The sequence below is a fragment of the Arthrobacter sp. 05L428 genome (genome assembly GCF_056397665.1).
This window is the reverse complement of sequence record NZ_JBFTNW010000002.1, coordinates 254,877-278,154: the sequence shown is the minus strand read 5'-3', so window position 1 is coordinate 278,154 and position 23,278 is coordinate 254,877. Positions and strand designations below refer to the sequence as shown.

23 protein-coding genes are annotated in these 23,278 nt (G+C 69.5%); 16 read left to right on the top strand and 7 right to left on the bottom strand.

The window, feature by feature from the left end; all coding sequences use genetic code 11:
* Positions 1-34 precede the first annotated feature (34 nt).
* Positions 35-901, top strand: a complete 867-nt coding sequence (locus AC1DH3_RS07665) for an HAD-IIA family hydrolase (protein WP_441417926.1) — start codon at positions 35-37, stop codon at positions 899-901.
* Between the two features lie 30 nt (positions 902-931).
* Here the strand turns inward: AC1DH3_RS07665 and AC1DH3_RS07660 are convergent, their stop codons facing one another.
* From AC1DH3_RS07660 to pyrE, 4 genes are all read right to left on the bottom strand, one after another.
* Entirely contained in the window at positions 932-1,972 is a 1,041-nt protein-coding gene (locus AC1DH3_RS07660) for an alpha/beta fold hydrolase (protein ID WP_476908976.1), read from the bottom strand.
* Between the two features lie 173 nt (positions 1,973-2,145).
* Positions 2,146-2,697, bottom strand: coding sequence for a hypothetical protein (locus tag AC1DH3_RS07655; protein ID WP_441417928.1), 552 nt, complete (start codon positions 2,695-2,697; stop codon positions 2,146-2,148).
* A 96-nt stretch (positions 2,698-2,793) separates the two neighbouring features.
* Entirely contained in the window at positions 2,794-3,561 is a 768-nt protein-coding gene (locus AC1DH3_RS07650; protein WP_441417929.1) for a GAF and ANTAR domain-containing protein, read from the bottom strand.
* Between the two features lie 105 nt (positions 3,562-3,666).
* Entirely contained in the window at positions 3,667-4,251 is a 585-nt protein-coding gene (pyrE, locus tag AC1DH3_RS07645; protein ID WP_175322180.1) for an orotate phosphoribosyltransferase, read from the bottom strand.
* A gap of 145 nt (positions 4,252-4,396) precedes the next feature.
* On the opposite strand from pyrE, the gene acsA reads away from it, so the two are divergent.
* From acsA to AC1DH3_RS07620, 5 genes are read left to right on the top strand one after another with little or no spacing between them, the layout of a single operon-like run.
* Entirely contained in the window at positions 4,397-6,307 is a 1,911-nt protein-coding gene (gene acsA / locus AC1DH3_RS07640; protein ID WP_476908975.1) for an acetate--CoA ligase, read from the top strand.
* 8 nt (positions 6,308-6,315) lie between these two features.
* On the top strand, positions 6,316-7,323 hold the full coding sequence (gene pdhA / locus AC1DH3_RS07635) for a pyruvate dehydrogenase (acetyl-transferring) E1 component subunit alpha (protein ID WP_441418172.1): 1,008 nt from the start codon (positions 6,316-6,318) through the stop codon (positions 7,321-7,323).
* On the top strand, positions 7,320-8,300 hold the full coding sequence (locus tag AC1DH3_RS07630) for an alpha-ketoacid dehydrogenase subunit beta (RefSeq protein ID WP_476908974.1): 981 nt from the start codon (positions 7,320-7,322) through the stop codon (positions 8,298-8,300). The genes pdhA and AC1DH3_RS07630 overlap by 4 nt, the downstream gene beginning before the upstream one ends.
* A complete protein-coding gene (locus AC1DH3_RS07625) occupies positions 8,293-9,693 on the top strand; it encodes a dihydrolipoamide acetyltransferase family protein (protein ID WP_476892894.1) in 1,401 nt (466 codons plus the stop codon). The genes AC1DH3_RS07630 and AC1DH3_RS07625 overlap by 8 nt, the downstream gene beginning before the upstream one ends.
* 13 nt (positions 9,694-9,706) lie before the next feature.
* The gene (locus AC1DH3_RS07620; protein WP_441417933.1) at positions 9,707-9,949 is read left to right on the top strand and encodes an acyl carrier protein; all 243 of its coding nucleotides are present in this window, start codon (positions 9,707-9,709) and stop codon (positions 9,947-9,949) included.
* A 77-nt stretch (positions 9,950-10,026) separates the two neighbouring features.
* Here AC1DH3_RS07620 and AC1DH3_RS07615 read toward each other — a convergent pair whose 3' ends face one another.
* Positions 10,027-11,280 carry an FAD-dependent oxidoreductase gene (locus AC1DH3_RS07615; RefSeq protein ID WP_441417934.1) on the bottom strand — a complete coding sequence of 418 codons (1,254 nt, stop codon included), beginning with the start codon at positions 11,278-11,280 and terminating at the stop codon, positions 10,027-10,029.
* 208 nt (positions 11,281-11,488) lie between these two features.
* On the opposite strand from AC1DH3_RS07615, the gene nadE reads away from it, so the two are divergent.
* The gene (gene nadE, locus AC1DH3_RS07610; RefSeq protein ID WP_476908973.1) at positions 11,489-12,313 is read left to right on the top strand and encodes an ammonia-dependent NAD(+) synthetase; all 825 of its coding nucleotides are present in this window, start codon (positions 11,489-11,491) and stop codon (positions 12,311-12,313) included.
* 39 nt (positions 12,314-12,352) lie between these two features.
* Here the strand turns inward: nadE and AC1DH3_RS07605 are convergent, their stop codons facing one another.
* Positions 12,353-13,333 carry a plastocyanin/azurin family copper-binding protein gene (locus AC1DH3_RS07605; RefSeq protein WP_476908972.1) on the bottom strand — a complete coding sequence of 327 codons (981 nt, stop codon included), beginning with the start codon at positions 13,331-13,333 and terminating at the stop codon, positions 12,353-12,355.
* A gap of 283 nt (positions 13,334-13,616) precedes the next feature.
* Positions 13,617-14,390 carry an IclR family transcriptional regulator gene (locus tag AC1DH3_RS07600; RefSeq protein ID WP_476892896.1) on the bottom strand — a complete coding sequence of 258 codons (774 nt, stop codon included), beginning with the start codon at positions 14,388-14,390 and terminating at the stop codon, positions 13,617-13,619.
* A gap of 234 nt (positions 14,391-14,624) precedes the next feature.
* On the opposite strand from AC1DH3_RS07600, the gene AC1DH3_RS07595 reads away from it, so the two are divergent.
* From AC1DH3_RS07595 to AC1DH3_RS07555, 9 genes are all read left to right on the top strand, one after another.
* Positions 14,625-15,371: a CoA transferase subunit A gene (locus tag AC1DH3_RS07595; RefSeq protein ID WP_476908971.1), complete on the top strand. Its 747-nt coding sequence runs from the start codon at positions 14,625-14,627 to the stop codon at positions 15,369-15,371.
* Positions 15,372-15,414: 43 nt separating this feature from the next.
* Positions 15,415-16,116 (top strand): CoA transferase subunit B, encoded by a 702-nt coding sequence (locus AC1DH3_RS07590; RefSeq protein ID WP_476908970.1) that lies wholly within the window; start codon positions 15,415-15,417, stop codon positions 16,114-16,116.
* Positions 16,113-17,297, top strand: a complete 1,185-nt coding sequence (locus tag AC1DH3_RS07585) for an acetyl-CoA acetyltransferase (protein ID WP_476908969.1) — start codon at positions 16,113-16,115, stop codon at positions 17,295-17,297. Before AC1DH3_RS07590 ends, AC1DH3_RS07585 begins: the two co-directional genes overlap by 4 nt.
* Positions 17,284-17,520 carry a hypothetical protein gene (locus AC1DH3_RS07580; RefSeq protein WP_441417941.1) on the top strand — a complete coding sequence of 79 codons (237 nt, stop codon included), beginning with the start codon at positions 17,284-17,286 and terminating at the stop codon, positions 17,518-17,520. Before AC1DH3_RS07585 ends, AC1DH3_RS07580 begins: the two co-directional genes overlap by 14 nt.
* Positions 17,513-17,851 (top strand): hypothetical protein, encoded by a 339-nt coding sequence (locus AC1DH3_RS07575; protein ID WP_476908968.1) that lies wholly within the window; start codon positions 17,513-17,515, stop codon positions 17,849-17,851. The genes AC1DH3_RS07580 and AC1DH3_RS07575 overlap by 8 nt, the downstream gene beginning before the upstream one ends.
* A gap of 41 nt (positions 17,852-17,892) precedes the next feature.
* Positions 17,893-18,948 carry a zinc-dependent alcohol dehydrogenase family protein gene (locus AC1DH3_RS07570; protein ID WP_476908967.1) on the top strand — a complete coding sequence of 352 codons (1,056 nt, stop codon included), beginning with the start codon at positions 17,893-17,895 and terminating at the stop codon, positions 18,946-18,948.
* Positions 18,949-19,041: 93 nt separating this feature from the next.
* Positions 19,042-19,356 carry a hypothetical protein gene (locus AC1DH3_RS07565; RefSeq protein WP_441417949.1) on the top strand — a complete coding sequence of 105 codons (315 nt, stop codon included), beginning with the start codon at positions 19,042-19,044 and terminating at the stop codon, positions 19,354-19,356.
* Positions 19,357-19,367: 11 nt separating this feature from the next.
* Positions 19,368-22,103 carry a PEP/pyruvate-binding domain-containing protein gene (locus AC1DH3_RS07560; RefSeq protein ID WP_476908966.1) on the top strand — a complete coding sequence of 912 codons (2,736 nt, stop codon included), beginning with the start codon at positions 19,368-19,370 and terminating at the stop codon, positions 22,101-22,103.
* A gap of 103 nt (positions 22,104-22,206) precedes the next feature.
* Positions 22,207-23,277, top strand: a complete 1,071-nt coding sequence (locus AC1DH3_RS07555; RefSeq protein ID WP_476908965.1) for an alpha/beta hydrolase — start codon at positions 22,207-22,209, stop codon at positions 23,275-23,277.
* Position 23,278 lies beyond the last annotated feature (1 nt).

Here is a 23,278-nt window from a genome sequence, read left to right as displayed (position 1 = left end):
GACCTGTTGCGGCACACTATCGGCGGAGGGCACCATGGCGGACCAGTATGAAGACCAAGGGACAGACCAGCGTTCAGACTCCGATGACGTGCGGTCCACGTCCTCGGTATATCGCAGCGGCCAAGAGATCGAGTGCTGGCTGACAGACATGGACGGCGTGCTGGTCCACGAGAACCAGCCGATCCCGGGCGCCTCGGAACTGATCCAGCGCTGGGTGGACACGTCCAAGCGGTTCCTGGTCCTGACCAACAATTCCATCTTCACCCCCCGGGACCTCGCGGCGAGGCTGAAGAGTTCCGGCCTGGAAATCCCGGAGGAGAACATCTGGACCTCGGCCCTGGCCACGGCGCAGTTCCTCAAGGACCAGGTACGCGGCTCCGAGTCCGGCAACCGCGCCTACACGATCGGCGAGGCCGGGCTGACGACGGCGCTGCATGAAGCCGGCTTCATCCTCACCGACCAGGACCCCGACTTTGTGGTGCTCGGCGAAACCCGGACCTACTCCTTTGAAGCCATCACCATGGCCATCCGCCTGATCCTCGGCGGCGCCCGCTTCATCGCGACCAACCCCGACGCCACCGGGCCTTCCAAGGACGGACCGATGCCGGCCACCGGTGCGATCGCCGCGCTCATCACCAAGGCAACCGGCCGCGAACCCTACATTGTGGGCAAGCCGAACCCGATGATGTTCCGTTCGGCGATGAACCAGATCGACGCGCACTCGGAGACCACCGCCATGATCGGGGACCGGATGGACACGGACATCATCGCCGGCATGGAGGCGGGGCTGCACACGGTGCTGGTGCTCAGCGGCATCACGCACAAGGACGACATTGCGGCCTACCCGTTCCGGCCCAACCAGATCCTGAACTCGGTCGCGGACCTGAAGAACCAGATCTGAACGGACTAGGCCGAGGGGTCCGCCCTCGGCCTAGAAGGCGGTCTTCTTGCCGCCGCCGGACGGCAGCGGCAAGAACTCGTCCTGGAGCTCCTCGATGAGCGGCCGGTAGACCGAGGGGTTCCACTGCGGGCTGGCATGCGCCGGCCGCGCCCCGTCCGTCCGCAATGAATCCGAGACCATGTTCGCCTTGAACCGCAGCATCCAGGTGTCCCGCGCCGTCTCGTAGCTCACGGTCTGGTCCCCGGGGTTGCCGATGAATGCCATCTTCGCGTCCCCCAGCTTGCCGACGAAGCGGTTCAGGTCGAAGTGGTAGATGTAGGCCGATTCGGTCTGGATCAGCACGCTGGACGGGGCAATCGGCGAGAGCTGTTCCAGGGTCTGGTCCAGCACCTGGCCCCAGCTGCGTTCATGCTTGTTCAGCATCCGTTCGCCGAGCTCGTAGCCGCCGCGCAGCACGGTGGGGAACCGGAACCCGCTCTCGTACAGGAACACCACCCCCTCGAACCAGCTCTGGTCCAGGACGTCATACCGGCTGGATGGGCTGGAGTCGAGCAGGATGAACGCCACCTTGACGCCATGCAGTTCCAGCAACCGGGCGGCGACCTGCACCGCGACCATGCCGCCGAAGCTGTGGCCGTAGAAGTAGATGGTGTCGAGCTGGTGGGCGCGGATGTGCTCGATGACCGCGATCACGACCTTGTCGATGTCCAGGCCAAGGTTGGAATAGCCGACGGCGGCCAGTTGGCCCCGCTTGGTCAGCGCGCCGCGCAGCGAGTTCAGGATCCACTGCGCCTCTTCCCAGCTGGTCTTGTAGCCGGGGAAAAGGAACCAGCTGGCGTGGGGGAAATACAGTTCCGCGACGTCGTCGGGCACCGGGAGGATCTTGTTCACCCGCCGCTCGGCCTGCACCCGGCGGGTGAACAGCATGTCCCCGGCCAGGACCGAGGCGGCACCCGCGCCGATCAGGAAGTTCCGCCGCGAAAACCGTTCGAGTTCAGCGGCATGCCGGAGTACGCGGGCCTCGGCGTCCCGGGGTTCGCGCCCGTCGTTCGCTTCCGTCTCATGCGGCACACCTCTACCGTAGCCACTGCGACGGTGCAGCAGAAACGGAGGGTGAAACAGCGATCCGCGACGCGGTTCCGGCCCGGCGACGCGCAATATTCCTGGCGCGCCGGAAATCCCGCGTCGAGCGGACTTTTCCGCGTCGCGGAGGACTATCCGCGTCGCTGAACGGAGGGATCGTCCTAGGCCGGTTCGGGCGCGCGGCCGACTTCGCGCCGGGCGAGCTCCAGGCTGATGTCTTCGTACCTGGCCAGGAGCTCCGAGGGCGCACCGTTCCGCGGATCATCCAGCTTGCCGAAGACACAGTCGCTGGCGGCCAGCAGCTCATCGTCGGAGTAGCGGGCCAGCGGTCGGGTCCCGGACGGGTTAATCGAGGCCACGAAATCCGCGGAGAGGTCCAGCGGCTGGAACACCTTTCCGAAGTCGTCGCCGAACATCTGCAGTTCAAGCGAAACCCCGGCAGCAACAGGCATGGCCCCGGCAACGTCGAACTGGCCGGGTCCTCCGTCAATGGCGTTGAGGTCGTTGCGCAGACCGGCAAGGGCGGCCGATTCCACGAAGTCGGCGTGCGCGAGATCGACGCGGATGTGTGAACTGACGCCCATGCGTCGGATGCGCTGGATCAGCTGCATCAGGGCGGGGCGGGAATCCTGGCTGAGGCTGCCCCGGACATCGATCCGGATGACGTCTGCGGCGACATCGAGCTTCACCTGGGCATTGAGAGATTGGTCCATAGGTACTCCAAAGAAAGTGTCTATGGCCGACGGCTCAACCTCACTCAGCGTAACGGCGGGACGGGGCGGGCACAAGTCCCCGGATCAGCCGGCTAGTCAGCCGGCGGCCTGCCGTCCCGGCTCCTGGAAGTGCGTCCGCGTCGCCGAACCGCCAACGGACTCCACCAGCGAAGTGGCAATGTCGCGCAGTTTCACGTTGCCGTGGCTCGACGCGTCGGTGAGGATCTGGACCGCCGTTTCCTGGCTGCAGCGGTTCTGCGCCATCACGATGCCGACCGCCATATCGATGACCGTGCGGGATTCGAGCGTGGCCCGCAGGTTCGTGGCGCTGTCCGTGTGCAGGGAAAAGCGCACGGCCATGCGCAGCGCCTGGGAGATCTGCCGGGTGAAGTCACGCGCCCGGTCTGCGACGTCGCCGTCGAACTTATGCGGTGCGTCCGAATACAGGTTCAGCGCGGCCTGGGCTTCGCCCTGCAGGTGGAACGGCACCGAAAGCACCGAGCGCAGCCCGTGCGAGGCGACGGCGGTGGCGTAATCGGGGCCCCAGCGGTCTTCCTCGAAAAGGTCCGGGACGTAGACCTCGCGCTCTTCCTGCGCCGCCGTCAGGCAGGGACCCTGCGCCAGCCGGTACTGGATCTCGTCCACTTCCCGGGCGGATTCGCTGCTCCAGCCGATGGTCGCAGCCTTCCGGTCCCGCAGCAGGGTGATCCCGCACAGCGCGTCGTCGCCCTTGCCTGCCACCTGGTGCGCGGAAAAACGCGCGAGTTCGTTGAGAAACTCTTCGAAGTCAGTGCTGTCGAGGATGAGGTTCTGGACCTGGTCGACGGTGCTGACGGTTGCAGGGTATTCCTGGGGCGGGAGCATAGCGCGTTTCTCCAACTACGGGTACAGAGGTACCGATGGGGGTATTTAAGAAATGATAAGTCACCCCCAAAGCACCGTCCATACGTGTCCGCCGCCGGTGAAACCCTAGCTCAGGCCCAGTTCGTCCTTGCCGAAAGCGAACAGGTAGGGGACGCCGGCTTCGGCTTCGATCTTTTCCTTGGCGCCGGTGTCGCGGTCCACGATCACGGCGACGGCCACGACGTTGCCGCCGGCCTTGCGCACGCCCTCGACGGCGGTCAGCGCGGAGCCGCCCGTCGTGGAGGTGTCCTCGAGGACCAGGACCTTGCGGCCCTCAACCGAGGGCCCCTCGACCTGGCGGCCCATGCCGTAGGACTTCTGGGCCTTGCGGACCACGAAGGCGTCCACCGGGCGGCCGGCGTCGACGGCGGCATGCATGACGGCGGTGCCCACCGGGTCCGCCCCCATCGTCAGCCCGCCGGCGCACTCAAAGTCGATCCCGGCGTCGTCCAGCAGGGACAACATGACCTGGCCGACGAGCTTGGACGCCTCGTGGTGCAGGGTGATGCGGCGCAGGTCGATGTAGTAGTCGGCCTCGGCGCCGCTGGAGAGGATGACCTTGCCGCGCACGACGGCCAGCTCCTTGATCAGTTCCAGGAGGCGGGCACGGGCGGCAGCGGCGTCGGCCGCAAAGTCACTGGTGGCAGTCATGGGACCCAGTTTAGTGGCAGGCGCCGGCCCGGATCCCAGTCCGGACGCCAGATGTCGGCACCGCGGCGGCCTCCTCCCGTGCCGGCCTGCCCGCACGGGACTTACGGCACTGGCAGCCGGCGCGGGGCGGGCGTCCGATGTAAGCATGACGGCAGGAACCGAACCTTCCACCCGCTGGCCGGCAATCCCCAAGGACCCCGGCAGCTTCCGGGTCCGGCCGAACCTCTTGGACTATGACGCCAGCTGCGCGGCGTTCTCCTGGGATCACGCCCGCCGGGAGCTGTCCGGCCTGCCGGATGGCCGGGGCCTCAATATCGCCTTCGAGGCGGCCGACCGGCATGCGGCCGGCGGGCTCGGCGGCCGCGCGGCGCTGCGCTTCATCCGGGCCGACGGGAGCAGCCATGCGCTCAGCTACGCGGAGCTGGCAGAGCAAAGCAGCCGGTTCGCCGCGGTGCTGCGCAGCCTCGGCGTCGGGCGCGGCGAGCGCGTCTTCTCCCTCACCGGCCGCAACCCGTCCCTGTACATTGCGATGCTCGGCACCTTCAAGAACGCCAGCGTGTTCTGCCCCCTTTTCTCGGCCTTCGGGCCGGAGCCCGTGCGGCAGCGGCTGCAGCTGGGCTCCGGACGCGCGCTCATCACCACCCGGGCGCTCTACCGGCGGAAAGTGGCCCAGCTGCGCGACTCGCTGCCGGAGCTGCGGCATGTGCTGCTGATCGACGCCGACGGCAGCCCGGAACCGGGCACCCTGGACCTGGCCGCGCTGCTGCAGACGGCCCCGGCCGACGGGCAGATCGCGGCGACCCGGCCCGAGGACATGGCGCTGCTGCACTTCACGTCCGGCACCACCGGGACACCGAAGGGCGCCATCCACATCCACGACGCCGTCACCGCCCACCACGCGACCGGCACCTTCGCGCTGGACCTGCATCCGGAGGACATCTACTGGTGCACGGCCGATCCCGGCTGGGTGACCGGCACGTCCTACGGGGTCCTGGCCCCGCTCAGCCACGGCGTGACGAGCATCGTGGACGAGGAGGAGATGGACGCGGACCGCTGGTACCGGATCCTCGCCGAGCAGCACGTGACCGTCTGGTACACCGCGCCCACCGCGCTGCGGATGCTGATGAAGGCCGGGGCGGACCGCGCCACGGGGCACGACCTGTCCGCCCTGCGCTTTGTCGCCAGCGTCGGCGAGCCGCTCAATCCGGAGGTCGTGGTCTGGGGCAAGGAAGCCTTCGGCCAGCCGGTGCATGACAACTGGTGGCAGACCGAAACCGGCGGCATCATGATTTCGAACTTCGCGGCCACCGAGATCCGCCCCGGCTCCATGGGCCGGCCGCTGCCCGGGATCGATGCCGCGCTGGTGGTGCGGGACGCACAGGACAAGCCGGTACTCAGGGACGGGCAGGCGGTGCTGGTCACCGCGCCGGACACGATGGGTGAGCTTGCGCTGCGGCCCGGCTGGCCCTCGATGTTCCGCGGCTACCTGCACGAGGAGGAGCGCTACCGGCGGTGCTTCGTGGGCGGCTGGTACCTCACCGGCGACCTCGCCAAGCGCGACGCCGACGGCTACTACTGGTTCGTGGGCCGGGGCGACGACGTGATCAAGTCCTCGGGGCACCTGATCGGCCCGTTCGAGGTGGAGAGCTCGCTGATGGAACATGAGGCGGTGGCCGAGGCCGGCGTGATCGGCGTTCCGGACCCGGTGGCCGGCGAGGTGGTCAAGGCCTTCGTGGAGCTGCGCCCCGGCTGGGAGCCGTCGGAGGAACTGCAGCTGGATATCATCGGGTTCGCGCGCAAACGGCTGGGGCCCGCGGTGGCACCCCGACTGCTGGACTTCACCACGGCGCTGCCGAAAACCCGCAGCGGGAAGATCCTCCGGCGCCTGCTCAAGGCCCGCGAACTGGGGCTCCCGGAGGGCGACACGTCCACCATCGAGTCCCCGCCGGGGGCGGCGCCCGACGGCCAGCCCGGCGGCCAGCCCGACGGCCAGCCCGGCGGGCAGCCCGGCGCTGCGGGACGGGCAGCCGGCACGGCGCCGGAGGGACGGCAGTGACCGGGCCAATGGCGGCGTCCGCCGGGCCGCTGGATCCCGCGCACGGCCGGCACCTGCTGCTGCAGATGCTGCGTGTGCGCCAGCTCGAGGAGAAGTGCGTCGAGCTGTACAGCGCCGCCAAGATCCGCGGCTTCCTGCACGTCTACATCGGCGAGGAGGCGGTGGCGGCCGGGGTGCTGGAAACCCTCGCGCCGGAGGACGCCGTCGTCGCCACCTACCGGGAGCACGGCCACGCCCTGCTGCGCGGCGTGTCCGCCGGCTCGATCCTGGCCGAGATGTACGGCTTCGTGGAGGGCTGCTGCCGAGGCCGCGGCGGCTCCATGCACCTGTTCGACGCCGCCACGCGCTTCTACGGCGGGAACGCGATCGTCGCCGGCGGACTGCCGCTCGCCGTCGGGCTGGCGCTCGCGGACAAGATGGCCGGCCGGTCCCGCGTCACCGTGTGCTTTTTCGGTGAGGGCGCCGTCGCGGAGGGCGAGTTCCATGAAAGCCTCAACCTCGCCGCTCTCTGGCAGCTGCCGGTGCTGTTCTGCTGTGAAAACAACCTTTACGCGATGGGCACGGCGCTGGGCCGTTCCGAGTCGCAGACCGACATCGCGCTGAAGGCGGCCGGCTACGAGATTGCCGCCTGGGCCGTGGACGGGATGGACGTGCTGGCCGTCGAGGAGACCGCCCGTCGCGCCGTCGACGCGGTCCGGGCCGGCGGCGGGCCGCACTTCCTGGAACTGCGCACCTACCGGTTCCGGGCGCATTCGATGTTCGACCCGGAACGGTACCGGGACAAGGCCGAGGTGGCGCGGTGGCTGGAGCGGGATCCGATCACGCTGCTGCGCTCGGCGATGGAGGCCGCCGGCCAGCTGACCGAAGCGGACTGGCAGCAACTGCAGGCCGACGCCGAAGCGGAAGTCGCGGCCGGCGTCGAGGTTGCGGAGGCCGGCACGCCGGAGCCGCTCGAGGACCTCACGCGTTTTGTGTACAGCGACCCCGGCGCCTGGCAGGAAGGGGACGGGTCATGAAATCCAGCTACCGGGAGGCGCTCCGGGCCGGGATCCGCGACGCCCTGCAGCGTGACAAGCGGGTTTTCCTGATGGGCGAGGATGTGGGCGCCTACGGCGGCTCCTTCGCCGTAAGCCTGGGCCTGCTGGAGGAGTTCGGGCCGGAACGGATCCGGGACACCCCGCTGTCCGAGTCCGGGTTCGTCGGCGCCGGGATCGGCGCCGCGCTCGGCGGGATGCGACCCATCGTGGAGATCATGACCGTCAACTTCAGCCTCCTGGCCCTCGACCAGATCGTGAACAACGCCGCATCCCTGCTGCACATGTCCGGCGGCCAGTTCCACGTGCCGCTGGTGATCCGGATGACCACCGGGGCCGGCCGCCAGCTTGGTGCCCAGCATTCGCACAGCCTGGAGGGGTGGTACGCGCACATCCCCGGGCTGCGGATCCTCACCCCCGCCACCCTCGAAGACGCCCGCGGGATGCTGTGGACCGCGCTCCAGGACCCGGACCCGGTGCTGATCTTCGAACACGGCTCGCTCTACAACGTCCCCGGCGAACTCGCCGAGGACGCCGGCGCGGTGGACATCAGCAGCGCCGCCATCCGGCGGCCCGGCGCCGACGTCTCACTCATCACCTACGGCGGGACGCTCCCCCTCACCCTCGAGGCCGCCGGGCAGCTCGCCGCCGAAGGCATCGACGCCGAAGTGCTGGACCTGCGCACGCTGCGGCCGCTCGACGACGCCGCCATCCTCGACTCGGTGGCCAGGACACACCGTGCCGTGGTGGTGGACGAGGGCTGGCGCAGCGGCAGCATCTCCGCCGAAATCAGCGCCCGGATCAGCGAACACGCGTTTTTCGAGCTGGACGCGCCCGTAGGCCGGGTCTGCAGCGCCGAGGTGCCGATCCCCTACTCCAAGCACCTTGAACTCGCCGCCCTGCCCTCCGCGGAACGGGTCGTCGCGGCAGCGCGGGAGGCGGTCGGGGCACGTGGGTGACTTCCTGATGCCCTCGCTCGGGGCCGATATGGAGCACGGCAAGATCGTCGAATGGCTGGTCAAGCCCGGCGACTACGTCCGCCGCGGCGACCTCGTGGCCGTGGTGGACACGGACAAGACCGTGATGGACGTCGAATCCTTCCAGGAGGGGGTGGTCGCGGACCTCCTCGTGGACATCGGCGAGACCGTGCCGGTGGGCACGCCGCTGGCCCGGATCACGCAGACCCCGGCCGAGGTCGGGGCTCCCAGCCGCGAGGCGCCGCCGCCCCGGCCCGCGGCCGCGAAGCCGGCCCCTCCCCCGGAAGCCCCTCCGATCGCGCCGCCGGTCCGGCACCTCGCGCACCGGCTCGGCGTCGACACCGGACGGATCCACGGCACCGGCAAGGATGGCGCGATCACCCGCGCCGACGTGGAGCACGCCGTGGCAGCCCGTCCGGCGGCCGCAGGGCGGGTGCGGTCCTCGCCGCGGGCCAGACGGCTCGCCGCCGAACTCGGCGTCGAGCTTTCGTCCGTCGCCGGCACCGGACCGGAGGGCGCCGTGACCGTGGAAGACGTGCAGGGCGCCGCAGCCCGCCAGCCGGAGGCCGGTCTCCGGGAGGCGGGACCGCGAGGGGCGGCTGCGGAAGCGCCGGCGGCATCGGCGCAGGCTGCGGAAGCGGCTGAGGCCGAAGCGGCCCCGCCGGAAGCGCCGGCGCAGGCTGCGGAGAAGCCCGCGGAGGCCCGCGAACGGGTGGCCACCCTGCGCCGGGCCATCGGGGCGCTGATGTCGCGCTCCAAGCAGACCATCCCGCACTACTACCTGAGCACAACCCTGGACCTGCGCGCCGCCGTCGGCTGGATGCAGACCGTCAATGCGCAGCGGCCGGTGGCGTCCCGGTTAGTGCCCTCCGCCCTCCTGCTCAAGGCGGCGGCGCTCGCGGCCAAGGAAGTCCCGGAGGTCAACGGCTTCTATCTGGACGGGGAGTACCGGCCCAGCGCCGCGGTGCATCTGGGCGTCGCGGTGGCCCTGCGCCAGGGTGGCCTGGTGGCCCCCGCGCTCCACGACGCCGACACCCTGGCCCTCGACGAGCTGATGGAACAGCTGCGGGACCTGGTCAGCCGCGCGCGGGCCGGACGGCTGCAGCGCGCCGAGATGGCGGACCCCACCATCACCGTGACGAATCTCGGGGACCTCGGCGTGGACAGCGTCTACGGGGTGATCTATCCGCCGCAGGTGGCGATGGTGGGCTTTGGCCGCGTGCTGGAGCAACCCTGGGCGGAGAACGGGATGCTGGGCGTCCGGGCCGCCGCGATCGCCACCCTCTCGGCCGACCACCGGGTCAGCGACGGGTTGCGCGGCGGCCGCTTCCTTGCCCGGATCCAAGAGCTGCTGCAGAAACCGGACGAACTGTGAAGACGGAGACACCATGAATGAACAGGATGCCCGGGCCGCGGTGCGTGCCGCGCTGGGGAAAGTCGCACCGGATGTTGAGCTGGACGACGTCGGCGGCGAGGCCCGGCTCCGGCAGGACCTCGAGCTGGACTCGCTGGATTTCCTGCGGCTCGTTGAAACCATCGACACGGCGACCGGCGTGGACATCCCGGAGCGCGACTATCCGGCAGTCGCCACGGTCGACGGCCTGATCAGTTACCTCGTCGCGCACGGCTGAGGCGCATCCGCGGCTCCGTAACCGCCGTTTTGGTGACGCCAATGGGCACCTGCGGAGCCATCGACGTCAGTGAGGGGCTAGGCGTGCGGCTGGGGCCGGGCCTCGGCGCGGCGCGCGAAGGCGGGGGCGTGTTCCGGGCGGGGTCCGAAGCCGATGAGCCGGGGAATGATCCGGCGGACCGCTGGAATCCGCCGGGCCAGGAAGAGCGCGACGGCCGGAAACTTGGTGCGTTGTCCGGCCATGATCGGGCCAAAGACCGCGCGGTGCATGAGCCGCTGTCCCGTCTGCACGACGACGGTCGGGAGCCGCCGTCGTCGTTCGACGCGTCGGAGGTCCGCCGCCGTGACCCGGCCGCGGAGCAGCGCGGGGGCGAGGATTTCCGCCGCCGCCACGGCGTCCTGGATGGCGAGGTTGATGCCGACACCGCCGGCCGGGGACATCGCATGCGCGGCGTCGCCGATGCAGAGCAGACCGTTGACGTGCCACGACTGCAGCCGGTCCAGGCGGACGTCGAGCCAGTGCAGGTCATCGAGGGAACGGATGGCGTCCACCCGGTCCGCGAGGTCCGGCCGAAGCCCGGCGATCCGGCGCCGGAAGCCCTCGACGCCCTCCGCACGGATCCTGGCGTCGGTGCCTTTCGGGGCGAGGTAGCCCATTTGGTAGTAATCGTTGCGGGACAAGGCCACCAGCGCCTCTCCGGGACCGAACGCCGGCACCAGCCCGGCCACTTCGCCAAGTTCGGCGGGATACCGGGGCAGCCGGAACCACCAGGTGTCGAAAGGAACCGGAAACTCTTTCGGCGCCAGCCCGACGGCGGCACGCAACGCGGAGTGGCGGCCGTCCGTCGCGACCACCAGGTCCGCCCGGAGCTCGTCCTGCGCGCCGTCCGGGTCGCGGAACCGGATCCCGCGGACACGGCCCCCGTCGCGAACCAGCCCGGTGGCCGTGTGGCTCATCAGCAGGGTGAAGCCGGGCTCCTCGGCAGCAGCTGCGGCCAGGAAGTTGAGGAAATCCCACTGCGGCATCATGGCGATGTAGTTGTACGGCGGCCGCAGCGAATCAAAGTCGCCCATGGTCACCGGCGGCCCGCCCGGGACCGGGAACACGACGCTCTTCAGGCGGCTTTGCGGCAGGCGGCGGAACTCCTGGCCGAGGCCGAGTTCGTCAATCAGCCGGATGGTGGACGGGTGCACCGTGTCGCCGCGGAAGTCGCGCAGGAAATCCGCGTGCTTTTCCAGGACCGTCACCTGCACCCCGGCCCGGGCCAGCAGCAGGCCGAGCATCATCCCGGCCGGACCGCCGCCGGCCACCACGCATCCCGTCGTCTCCATGGCCATACGCTACGCCTGCGAGGGGTGCCGGCGGGAGGGGTCTTGGCGGCGCTTCCGGATTCGGGCGGCGGTTCCGGACAGACGCGGCGCGGACCCGCCTAGCGGCCGTCCGGAAGCTCAGCGGCGGTCCGGAAGCATAGCGAAACCGGGCACCCGGCCGGTCGGCAACAGTTGAGCACGATTGACTCGGCTGGCTAGGCTGTGAGGCATGCGTGAACTCCAGGCGAAGATCATTGAAGAAATGGGCGTGCAGCCCCGGATCGACCCCGCCGGGGAGGTGCGCAAACGCGTCACGTTCCTCAAGGACTACCTCAAGGCGAGCCACACCAAGGGCTTCGTCCTGGGCATCTCCGGCGGCCTCGACTCCTCGCTGGCAGGACGGCTGGCGCAGCTCGCGGTCGAGGAGCTCGACGCCGAGGGCGTGGAGGCGAACTTCGTCGCGGTGCGGCTTCCCTACGGCGTGCAGCACGATGAGGACGACGCCCAGGCGGCCCTGGACTTTGTGCGGGCCAAAACGGAGTGGACCTTCAACATCTCGGCCGCGGTGGACGGCTTCGAGGATGAATTCGAAAAGACCGTGGGCAACGGCATTTCCGACTTCCACAAGGGCAACACCAAGGCCCGCACACGCATGATCGCCCAGTACGCCCTGGCCGGGGAGCACAACTACCTGGTGATCGGCACCGACCACGGCGCCGAATCCGTGACCGGATTCTTCACCAAATACGGCGACGGCGGCGCGGACATCCTGCCGCTGTTCGGCCTGAACAAGCGCCAGAACCGCGCCCTGCTGGCCGAACTCGGCGCCCCGGCCCGCATCTGGGAGAAGGTCCCGACGGCGGACCTCCTGGACCACAAGCCCGGACGCACCGATGAGGAAGAACTCGGCCTGAGCTACGACACCATCGATGACTACCTCGAAGGCCGCGACATCCCCGACGCCGCGGCCGAGCTGATCGAGCAGAAATACCTGCGGACGCGGCACAAGCGCACCGTCCCGGTCACCATCTTCGACACCTGGTGGAAGCAGTGACGCTCCGCTAAGGGTTCCTGGCCGGATCGTTCCGCCCGGTCACCTCCGGACTTCCACGGTGCCCACCATGCCCATGAAGTCATGTAGGCCGCAGATGTAGTCGAACTCGCCGGCCTTGGTGAAGGTCACGGTGAACTTGCTGTGCGGGGGCATGATTCCTGAGTTGAGGTCGCCACCGGCAAACTTCGCCGGGTTGCCCCGGGGGACGAAGACATTGGCGGGTTCCTTGCCGAAAGTGACGGTGTGCGGGGCGCCCATGCCGCTGTTGACGAAGGTCACTTTCTCGCCCACCCGGATTTCGACCTTCTGCTGGACGAAGCGCATCACCATGGACGTTCCGTTATCCGTTCCCGCGATCACGGTGTGTTCGTCCGCCTGGTCCCGGGCGTCCTCCCATGCCTGGCGTCCGTCCCGCAGGATGGCCCGTTCCTGCCTCCCCGCCTGGCGGTCGTACTGCGCCTGGCTGTAAGGGTAGTCGGTTCCGGCCGCCCGGACGTGGACTACTCCTTTCATGGCCATGCCGTGGACCAGGCAGTAATAGGTGAAGTTGCCCTTGCGCGGGAATGCCAGGGTGTATTTCGTGACTTGCTTAAAGCCACTGTCGGACACGTTCGTCATGACCCCGGAGTTGTAATACGAATGCCCGTCATAGGCCTTGCCGCCGCGCTGGTAGATGTTCTGCGGCAGCGATGGGTTGAAGGGCTGGGTGGACCTCAGGGACTGGCCCTTGGCCAGGAACGTCACGGTGTGGATCTCGGCGGAGTTGGCCTCCCAGGTGACCTTGTCGCCCGCGTTGATGTAGATGTTTCCGGGCAGGAAGGCCATGCCCTGGATGGCCTGGCTCGAGGATTCGGACCCGACCTGGACCGTCCACGTCCTGGCGGATTCTTCGCCACCCGCGACGGCGGCAGCGCTGACGGCTGGAGCACTGACGGTAAATGGCAACACGAGCGCGGCGATGAAAGCGATGAGAACGCGCAGCAAGCGCGGCGCGTGAGGGGATTCTGCTCGGCGAGTCATGGGACTCATTCCTTTTTGGGGCTGGAGGATTGCGGCCGGGAAACCGGCTCATCTGGTGCGCCGACGCCGCTTCCCGCGACGCCGTTTCGCTCCGGCCTGGACCGCGTCCGCCGCTCTCTTCTCCTGCTCCCAGTCCCCCAGCATTAAGGCGGGGAAGTAGTTTTTGGGCCAGACGCGCCACCCGGACTGGGGAATGGGCGCTGTCTGCAGCGCATGCAGCCACGGCTGCAATTCCAATCGTGCTCCGCGCCCGCCGGTTTGTCGAGACGGCGCCGGCGGCGGCTCAACTGCCCTGCAGCTGCAGGGATATCCGGTGCGCTTCGTCCATCAGCAGGCGCCCGAGGTATTCACGGCGGTCCGCCCGGAAACGCGGTTCAATCCCGGTCAGGGACAGCGCCCACGCCGGCCGGCCGCGCTGGTCGAAAACGGCGGCGCCCATTCCCCAGCTGCCTTCCAGCACCAGGCCCGGGTTGACCGAATAGCCTGCCTGCCGCGTCGCTTCCAGGTTCGCGCGGACCACTTCCTCGCTGTGGGCGGCGGCAAAGCTCCCGGCGTGGGTGGCCCAGCCGGCCAGCAGCTCCTCCTGCTCCGCCGCGGGCAGGAACGCCATGATGGCGGTGCCGGCGGAGGCAACGCCCAGCGGAAAACGGACACCCTCATGCAGCACGAAGGAGCGGACCGGGAAACTGCCCTCCTCCCGGAGGAGGCACACCGTCTCGGCGCCGCGGCGGATCGAGAAGAAGGCGCTCTCCCCGGTTTCCTCTGCCAGCCGGCGCAGGCTGGGCCGGGCAATGTCCTCCAGCGGGAAACGCGCCGAAGCCACCGATCCCATCAGCAGGATCTCCGGGCCCAGCACCCAGTTGCCGCTGTGCGGATCCTGGTCCAGCAGTCCCTCGGCGGCCAGGGAAGTGAGCAGCCGGTGGGCGGTGGGACGCGTCAGACCGGATTCGCGGACCAGTTCCACGAGCGGGGAGCCTTCCGGCTTCCGTCCCACGATCCTCAGCAGGGCCGCGACGCGGCTTACCACCTGGGCTCCCTGTACGGGGACGGAGTTCATCTTTTCCTCGCATTTCCTCAAAACAATCATCAAACCATCCACATTGTGGACAGTGCCCAGCCTAGCGTCCACACTGTAAAAAAGCACGGAAAGTTGCGGATTTCCGGCGTTGACAGTGCTCTACGCCACACCATAGGCTCCTTCCTCAGGCGAACAGTCCACAACGTGGATCACGGCGGCGGTCCCGTGGCCAGGCCGCCGCCGGTTACTCAGAAGCTCAATGAGGAGATGCAAATGTCAAAGGTGAAATCCGGCGCGGCAGCGGCGCTGCAGGACGTGCTGCGGGACGGCATGACGCTGGCGGTCGGCGGCTTCGGCCTCAGCGGCATTCCGGCAGACCTGATCGAGGCGGTCCGGGACTCCGGCGTCAAGGACCTCACCGTGGTCTCCAACAACATGGGCGTGGACGGCAAGGGCCTCGGCGTGCTCATCGAGGCGGGCCAGGTCCGCAAGGTCATTGCCTCCTACGTGGGCGAAAACAAGCTCTTCGCGGAGCAGTACCTCGCCGGCCAGCTGGAGGTCGAGTTCACCCCGCAGGGCACCCTCGCCGAGCGCCTCCGCGCCGGCGGCGCCGGCATCCCGGCCTTCTACACCAAGACCGGCGTCGGCACCCTCGTCGCCGAAGGCAAGCCGCTGGCGGAGTTCGACGGCGAAACGTATGTCCAGGAGCGTGCCATCAAGGCCGACGTCTCCCTGGTCCACGCGCACACCGCCGACACGGACGGCAACCTGATCTACCGCTACACCGCGCAGAACTTCAATCCCGTGGTCGCCACGGCCGGCATCGTCACCGTTGCGGAGGCCGAGGTGATCGTCGAACCCGGCGCACTCGATCCCAACCACATCGTCACCCCCGGCGTCTTCGTGCAGCGCCTGGTTCAGGCCAGCGACCGGGCCAAGGACATCGAGCAGCGCACCGTCCGGCCCCGCGCCGAAGCGGCCGAGACGGACAACGCTGCCGCCTCCGCCGTCACCGTCTAATCCGGCCTGAGCGCCGCCACCCACACTTTTCAGGAGAAACACCATGGCTTGGACCCGGAACGAAATGGCCGCCATCGCGGCCGAAGAACTCAATGACGGCGATTACGTCAACCTCGGCATCGGCATCCCCACGCTCGTCGCCAACAACCTGCGCGAGGGCGTCCGCGTGGTGCTGCAGAGCGAGAACGGCCTGCTCGGCATGGGTCCGTTCCCCTACGAGGGCGAGGAGGACGCGGACCTGATCAATGCCGGCAAGCAGACGGTCACCGTCCTGCCCGGCGGCAGCATCTTCGACTCGGCCACCTCCTTCGGCATGATCCGCGGCGGCCACGTCAAGGTCGCCATCCTCGGCGCCATGCAGGTCTCCGGCGCCGGCGACCTGGCTAACTGGACCATCCCCGGCAAGATGGTCAAGGGCATGGGCGGCGCCATGGACCTCGTGGCCGGCACCCCGCGCGTCGTGGTCCTCACCGAACACAACGCCAAGGACGGCACCGCCAAGATCGTGAAGGAATGCACCCTGCCGCTCACCGGGCTGAGCTGCGTGGACCGCATCATCAGCGACCTCGCAGTGTTTGACCTGGTGAAAAATGCAGAAACGGGCGTTCGCCAGCTCACGCTCACCCGCCTCGCCCCCGGCGTAACCGCGGCGGAGATCCGCGAAAAGACTGAAGCCGAGTTCGACGTCGATCCCTCCCTCGACGTCACCCGTGAAGCCGGCAGCCTGGAAGGAGCCACGGCATGAGCCTCAAGGACCAGTTCGGCAAGGATGTCCTGCTCACCGGCTGGGGCCACAGCCGCTTCGGCAAGCTCACGGAGGAGACCCTCGAGTCCCTGATCGTCCAGGTTGCCACCGAGGCGATCGGCAACGCGGGCATCGAGCCCGGCCAGATCGACGAGATCTACCTGGGCCAGTTCAACTCCGGGATGATGCCGCTGGCGTTCCCGTCCTCGCTCGCACTGCAGGTCTCGGAGCAGCTCGCCAACGTGCCATCGACGCGGGTGGAGAACGCGTGCGCCTCGGGCTCGGCCGCGTTCCAGCAGGGCACCAAGTCGCTGCTGGCGGGTACCGCCAAGACGGTTCTGGTGATCGGGGCCGAAAAGATGACCCAGGCCGGCGCCGACGTCGTGGGCGCCGCCCTGCTCGGCGCGGACTACGACATGGCCGGCAAGCCCTCCAGCACCGGCTTCACGGGGCTCTTCGCCGAAGTGGCCAAGCACTACGAGAAGCGCTACGGTCCAGTGTCCGATGTTTTGGGCTCGATCGCCGCGAAGAACCACCGCAACGGCGTGGACAACCCCTACGCGCAACTCCGCAAGGACCTCGGTGAGGAGTTCTGCCAGACGGTCTCGGACAAGAACCCGATGGTCGCCGATCCGCTGCGCCGTACCGACTGCTCTCCCGTCTCCGACGGCGCCGCCGCCGTCGTGCTCAGCGTTGCACCCACCGGCGGCGCCACCGCGCCGGTCCGGCTGGCCGGCTTCGGCCAGGCGAACGATTTCTTCCCGACCGACCGCCGCGACCCCACCGCCTTTGCCGCGACCCGCGCCTCCTGGCAGCGGGCCCTGGGCATGGCCGGCGTCGGGCTGGAGGACCTGGACTTCGCGGAGGTGCACGACTGCTTCACCATCGCCGAGCTGCTGATGTACGAGGCCATGGGCCTGACCGAGCCGGGCCAGGGCGCCCGCGCGGTCAAGGAAGGCTGGGTCTTCAAGGACGGCAAGCTGCCGGTCAACGTCTCGGGCGGACTCAAGGCCAAGGGCCACCCGGTCGGGGCCACCGGCGTCTCGCAGCATGTCATCGCGGCGATGCAGCTCACCGGCACCGCCGGGGACATGCAGCTGGCCGCCCCGCGACGTGCCGCGGTTCAGAATATGGGCGGCGTGGGCATTGCGAACTACGTCAGCGTGCTTGAAGCCGTCTGAGGCGCCGCCCGCGGACCTGGTGCGGGTCACCAACTGGCTTGGCCTGGCGGCCGGCGCACCCGTGATGGTGCGCCGGCCCGGCCGTGTCCCGGCCGCCGCAACGGTGGAGCTCGCGACCCCGGACGGAAAGATCCTCTGGGTCAGGTACTGGACCTCGGCCGAGCGCGCCATGCTCCATAAGGCCGACGGGACCCAAGTGTGGTGTGAGGCGAACCTTGGCTGAGTCCAGCATTGAAAACGTGGCCGACCTGCTCTTCCGGGACCTGCAGTACCTGAAGGCCAGCAGCGTGGAGCGCTGCGTCACCGACGTGGCCGGGTACCGGGGCGTGGCCGAGGCGGACATCAGCTCCTCGGTGGAACAAAACCTTCGGATGGCCATCCAGGCGGTGAAATCCGGGACCGTGCCGGAGTCATCGCAGCTCACCCTCGAAGCCAGGGTGGCGCCGGTCATCTACCGCATCCTGTTCAACCATGAGTCCGCGCCGGAGTTGAGGGTCCAGGACCGGATCAGCCGGCTGCTCCGCCCCGGGACCGCCACCGACCTCCGGGACTAGACTCGTTTCCACCCCCATCCGCGACCAGGCGAGGAGCCCCCATGCGCGCCACGATCATCCACGGCCCCGGCGACATCCGGGTCGAAGACCGCGACTACCCCACCATCCAGCAGCCCACCGACGCCGTCGTAAAAGTCACGGCCTCCTGCGTCTGCGGCTCCGATCTGTGGCCGTACCGCGGCGTCCGGCCCACGCACGAGCCGCGTGCGATCGGCCATGAGTTCATCGGCCTGGTCGAAAGCATCGGCGACGCGGTGACCGATCTGGCCGTGGGGGACCTGGTGATCGCGCCGTTCGTGGTCAGCTGCGGCAAGTGCCCGCAGTGCCTCAACGGTGTCACGGTCGCCTGCGACCACCTGGCCGGCTGGGGCGGCAAGGACGACGCCGGGCTGGCCATCGACGGAGGCCAGGGCCAGGCAGTCCGGGTCCCGCTCGCCGACGCCACCCTCGTCAAGGTTCCTGGCATCACCGAGCCCGACGACGCGCTGCGCGCCAGCCTGCTGACCCTCTCCGACGTCATGGCCACCGGCCACCACGCAGCCCTCGCGGCAAAAGCGGGACCGGGCCGGACCGTCGTCGTGGTGGGCGACGGCGCCGTGGGCCTCTGTGGAGTCCTGGCCGCCAAGCGGCTGGGCGCGGAACGGATCATCGCCATGTCCCGGCACGCCGACCGGCAAGCCATCGCCCGGGAGTTCGGCGCCACGGACATCGTCGCGGAGCGCGGGGACGACGGCGTCGCGAAGGTCCGCGAACTGCTCGGCGGAGTGCTGGCCGATTCCGTGCTGGAATGCGTCGGCACCAAGGAATCCATGGAGCAGGCGCTGCACAGCGTCCGCCCGGGCGGCGCCCTCGGCTTCGTGGGCGTGCCGACCGGCGGCGCCGAGATTCCGCTGCGCTACCTGTTCGACACCAACATCTCGATCGGCGGCGGGATGGCTCCCGCCCGGACCTACATTCCGGAACTGCTCGCCGACGTGCTGGACGGCAGCATCAACCCCGGCCGGGTGTTCGACGTCGTCATGCCGCTGGAGGAGGCGCCGGAGGCCTACCGCGCCATGGACGAACGGCGCGCCATCAAGGTCCTGCTGACGCCCTAGCCGAACGGGCAGGGGATCGTGCGGCCCTTGCACTGCCGGGACGGCGGGTCTAGCGTGATGCGCATCAGCACCCGCAGCCGTCAAGGAGCCGTCATGGCCAGGTTTGTGCAGATCATCGAATACCAGTCGTCCCGCATCGAGGAGATCGAAGCGCTCGGCAGGCCCTCCCGGACCGAGGGTGAAACCGCCCCGACCTTCCGTCGGATCCTGAACACCGCGGACCGTGACCGGCCCGGCACGTACCTCACCATCGTCGAGTTCGATTCCTACGAGTCGGCGATGGAGAATTCCCGGCGGCCGGAAACCTCCGAATTCGCGGCGCGCATGGCGGCCCTGTGCGATTCGCCGCCGGTGTTCCGCAACCTGGACGTCCAGTGGGAGGACGCCGGCGACCCGGCGAGCGACTAGGCGCGCAAGCCATGCGCTCCGAAGCGGACGACGGTGAGCCGGACGCCGCTGCGCCGGACGAGTTCGTGCCGGACCTTGGCCGGACCGCCTCCGCTCCCCTGCGGTTGGTCGGCGGTAAGGCGCTGAACCTTGGCAGGCTCACCGCCGCGGACTTTCCGGTGCCGCGCGGCTTCTGCCTCACCACCGACGCCTACCGCCTCGCGGCCCCGCCCGCGCTGGCAGCCCTGGCCGCCCGGCTCGACGCGGCTGCCGACGGCGCGCCCGCCGACAGCGCTACCGGCGCAGCGGCTGGCCAGGCGGCCGGTCCGGGGCCGGCGGAACTGGACCGCCTGGCGGCCAGCGCCCGAGAGCTGATCCTGTCAGCGCCGGTTCCGCCCGGCGTCGACGCGGCGCTGCGGGAGGCCTACGGCTTGCTGGGCGCGCAGCCGGCCGTCGCGGTGCGGTCCTCGGCCACGGCCGAGGACCTGCCCTTTGCAAGCTTCGCCGGCCAGCAGGACTCGTTCACCGGCGTCAGCGGCGCCGACGCCGTCGTCGACGCCGTGCGGCGCTGCTGGGCTTCGCTATGGACCGACCGGGCGGTGGCCTACCGGTCCGCCAACGGGATCAGCCACCGCGAGGTGGGGCTCGCCGTCGTCGTCCAGCTCATGGTCGACGCCGCCACTGCAGGCGTGATGTTCACCGCCAACCCGGTGACCGGAACCCGGACCGAGACGGTGATCAACGCCAGCCCCGGCGCGGGGCAGGCTGTGGTGTCGGGCGCCGTGAATCCTGACCAGTTCACCGTGGACACCGCGACGGCGGCGGTCCTGGCCCGGGTTCCGGGCGACGGCGGTCCCGCACGCGGCTGGAGCCTGGCGGACGCCGAACTCACCGAACTGACCCGCCTCGGCGACGCAGTCCAGCGTCTCTTCGGCGCGCCGCAGGATGTGGAGTGGGTCATCGACGCCGCGGGCAAGGCCTGGCTGACGCAGTCCCGTCCGATCACCACGCTGTATCCGCTGGAGGATCCGTTCTCCAACACCCCGACCCCCATTGATCCGCCCTCGGCCGGGGCGCGCGTCTACCTCTGCGGCACCCTGTTCCAGGGGCTCACCCGCCCGATCACGCCGATCGGGCTCGCGGCCCTCGGCCTGATGCGGAACCGCAAGGGCCCCTGGCGGTACGTCAACCCCGGGCTGCGAATGTACGTGGACCTCACCGCGATTGTGCAGAACAAGTGGGGCCGCCGCTACCTGACGCGGGTGCTGCCGCTGGCGGACGGCAGATCGGCCGCGATCTTCCCCGAACTGCTGGCGGATCCGCGATTCGCGCTCAGGCAACGCCCCCGGAAGGCCCTCCCCCGGCCCGCCCGGGCCACCGGCGGTGGGCAGGTCCAGGGCGCCGAGGCCAGCACCACCCTGGCCATGCTCCTCGGGCTGATCCCGGCGCTGCTTGGCGCCGCCCTCCGGCCTGAGGCCGAACTTCGCCGGGCCGAGGCCTACGGAAAACGCCTCGAAGCGGAGCTGGTGCTGCCCGAGCCCGCCACCGCCGTGCAGCGGCTCGACTACACCGAACAGATCACCAATCGGACCATTGACGGGCTGATCCGCGCCACCCTGCCCGGGCCATCCGTGGGCTACATCATGCTGGCCGTGGCACGGCGGCTGCTTCGCGGCATCGCCCCGCCGCGCGAGCTGGAGGCGGTACTGCGCGGGCTGCCGCACAATGTGACCACCGAGATGGACCTGGAACTCTGGCAACTGGCCGTCGGGATCGGCGCCGATCCCGACTCGCGGGACGTCTTCCTGGCGCAGGACCCGGCGCGGCTCGCGGCGGCATACCGCGCCGGCTCGCTTCCCGCGCCGGCGCAGGCCGGGGTCCGTGACTTCCTGGTCCGGTACGGCCACCGGGCGGTGGCCGAGATCGATCTGGGCATGCCGCGCTGGTCGGACCAGCCGGACCACATCCTGGGAATGATCTCCAACTACCTGCGCGTCGAGGACCCGGAGCAGGCCCCGGACCGGCAATTCCGCCGGGCCGCCGAGCACGCGGAGGAGAGGATCCGCAGTCTCGTGGAGCGCGCCGGCGCCCGGGGCCAGTGGCGGGCCCGGCTGCTCGAGCTGTCCCTGCGCCGGGTCCGGGAGCTGTCCGGCCTGCGCGAGCTGCCCAAGTTCCACATCGTCAAGATCCTCGGCGAAATGCACCGGCAGCTGTTGCTGGTTGGCGAAGAGCTGGTGCGTGCCGGGGTTATCGCGGCGCCCGACGATGTGTTCTTCCTGGACTTCGCCGAGCTCCGGGTGGCCCTGCGGGGTGCCGGAATGCAGCCTCTGGTCGCGAGCCGCCGCCGCCTGTACGACGTCGAACTGCGCCGCCGCCACATCCCGCGGGTGTTGCTCTCGGACGGGACCGACGTGGAGGCCGCCGTGATGGCGAAGCGTCCGGCCACCGGCGCCCTGTCCGGGACCCCGGCATCGGCCGGCACCGCCACCGGGCTGGTCAGGGTGATCCTGGACCCGGTAGGCGCCCGCCTCGAGCCCGGCGAAATCCTGGTGGCCCCATCGACCGACCCCGGCTGGACCCCGCTTTTTATGACGGCCGGTGCCCTGGTCATGGAGATGGGCGGCGTCATCTCGCACGGGGCCGTGGTCGCCCGTGAGTACGGGATCCCGGCGGTGGTGGGCGTGCCGGATGCCACCACGCGGCTGCACACCGGCCAGCGGGTCACCGTGGACGGCGCCGCCGGCACGGTCCAGGAACTGCCGGACTGAGCTCAGCCGCACCCAGGCTGAGGTCCGGGGCGTAGCCCCGGGTGCCTCCGGGAACAGGCTGTCCTCACCGTGGTAGCACGGCCGTGCCAGCTAGAATGGCAGCATGACCCCGGCGGTCCAGCCACCACTCCAGCAACCCTTCCCGCAGCAGCCCGTGCAATACCCTGCACAGCCGGCCGGCGGCGCCTTCGGCCTCGCACGCCGCGCGCGCGGCGTGCTCCGCCGGGTTCCGGTGTGGGCCTGGCGGGTCCTGATGCACTCGCTGGGCCCGAGCGAAAAGGCCCGCTTCAACGCCGACCCCGTCACCGGCGTCGACTACTTCCACGACATTGACTTCGTGGGCGACGGCATCAGGGCTCACCGCCTGGACGTCATCACCCCGTCCGCCGCTGGGGCCGCTCCTGCGGACGGCGCCGGGCCGCAGCCGGTCTATGTCTACTTCCACGGCGGAGGCTGGACCTCGGGCGACAAGGCCTCGCTGACCAAGTACTGCGCCAGCCAGGCGGAGGGCGGGATGGTCGCCGTCAACGTGAACTACCGCCGGGCCCCGCGCTTCCACATGGCCCACGTCCTCCAGGACGCCAACGCTGCGCTGGCCTGGGTCCGCGACAACATCGCGGGCTTCGGCGGCGACCCCGCCAGGATTGTCCTCGGCGGCGACTCCGCCGGCGGCCAGATCGCCGCTCTCCTTGCCGCTGCCAGCTTCCGTCCCGAACTGGCCGGCCATTACGCGCTGGCGCCGGCAACCCCCGCCTCAAGCCTGCGCGGGCTGGTGCAGCATTGCAGCGTCGTGGACTTCTCCGTGTTCTTCGACAAGGGCTTCGTCCTCAGCCTGGACTTCGTCCGGATGCTCCTGCCCCGGGCAGCGCGCCGCCCTGGCCGACGCCGCATCGCGGAGCTGCGCAGGGCGGCCGGTTTCCTGTCCCCGATCGAGTGGCTCGACGCCCGGTTCCCGCCGGTCTTCGTGACCACCTCGGAACGCGACTTCTTCTACGCCGCCAACCTGAACTTCATCGAGCGCCTGCGGGAGCACGAGGTGCACGTTGACACCCTGATATACGGCTGGGACTCTCCAAACACCGAACACACGTGGCAGCAAGACTTCCGCTACCCGGAGTCGCAGGAGGTCTACCGCCGCCTGCACGCGTTCGTGCGCAGGGTGGCCGGCGCCTGAG

Excerpts from the sequence above, each read along its gene's own strand:
- AC1DH3_RS07665 (WP_441417926.1), top strand. The coding sequence starts at position 35 with ATGGCGGACCAGTATGAAGACCAAGGGACAGACCAGCGTTCAGACTCC.
- AC1DH3_RS07570 (WP_476908967.1), top strand. The coding sequence starts at position 17,893 with ATGCGCGCCACGATCATCCACGGCCCCGGCGACATCCGGGTCGAAGAC.
- AC1DH3_RS07650 (WP_441417929.1), bottom strand. The coding sequence starts at position 3,561 with ATGCTCCCGCCCCAGGAATACCCTGCAACCGTCAGCACCGTCGACCAG.
- AC1DH3_RS07605 (WP_476908972.1), bottom strand. The coding sequence starts at position 13,333 with ATGACTCGCCGAGCAGAATCCCCTCACGCGCCGCGCTTGCTGCGCGTT.
- AC1DH3_RS07585 (WP_476908969.1), top strand. The coding sequence starts at position 16,113 with ATGAGCCTCAAGGACCAGTTCGGCAAGGATGTCCTGCTCACCGGCTGG.
- AC1DH3_RS07565 (WP_441417949.1), top strand. The coding sequence starts at position 19,042 with ATGGCCAGGTTTGTGCAGATCATCGAATACCAGTCGTCCCGCATCGAG.
- nadE (WP_476908973.1), top strand. The coding sequence starts at position 11,489 with ATGCGTGAACTCCAGGCGAAGATCATTGAAGAAATGGGCGTGCAGCCC.
- AC1DH3_RS07600 (WP_476892896.1), bottom strand. The coding sequence starts at position 14,390 with ATGAACTCCGTCCCCGTACAGGGAGCCCAGGTGGTAAGCCGCGTCGCG.
- AC1DH3_RS07555 (WP_476908965.1), top strand. The coding sequence starts at position 22,207 with ATGACCCCGGCGGTCCAGCCACCACTCCAGCAACCCTTCCCGCAGCAG.
- acsA (WP_476908975.1), top strand. The coding sequence starts at position 4,397 with ATGACGGCAGGAACCGAACCTTCCACCCGCTGGCCGGCAATCCCCAAG.
- AC1DH3_RS07595 (WP_476908971.1), top strand. The coding sequence starts at position 14,625 with ATGTCAAAGGTGAAATCCGGCGCGGCAGCGGCGCTGCAGGACGTGCTG.
- AC1DH3_RS07615 (WP_441417934.1), bottom strand. The coding sequence starts at position 11,280 with ATGGAGACGACGGGATGCGTGGTGGCCGGCGGCGGTCCGGCCGGGATG.
- AC1DH3_RS07630 (WP_476908974.1), top strand. The coding sequence starts at position 7,320 with ATGAAATCCAGCTACCGGGAGGCGCTCCGGGCCGGGATCCGCGACGCC.
- AC1DH3_RS07655 (WP_441417928.1), bottom strand. The coding sequence starts at position 2,697 with ATGGACCAATCTCTCAATGCCCAGGTGAAGCTCGATGTCGCCGCAGAC.
- AC1DH3_RS07560 (WP_476908966.1), top strand. The coding sequence starts at position 19,368 with ATGCGCTCCGAAGCGGACGACGGTGAGCCGGACGCCGCTGCGCCGGAC.
- pdhA (WP_441418172.1), top strand. The coding sequence starts at position 6,316 with ATGGCGGCGTCCGCCGGGCCGCTGGATCCCGCGCACGGCCGGCACCTG.
- AC1DH3_RS07590 (WP_476908970.1), top strand. The coding sequence starts at position 15,415 with ATGGCTTGGACCCGGAACGAAATGGCCGCCATCGCGGCCGAAGAACTC.
- AC1DH3_RS07620 (WP_441417933.1), top strand. The coding sequence starts at position 9,707 with ATGAATGAACAGGATGCCCGGGCCGCGGTGCGTGCCGCGCTGGGGAAA.
- pyrE (WP_175322180.1), bottom strand. The coding sequence starts at position 4,251 with ATGACTGCCACCAGTGACTTTGCGGCCGACGCCGCTGCCGCCCGTGCC.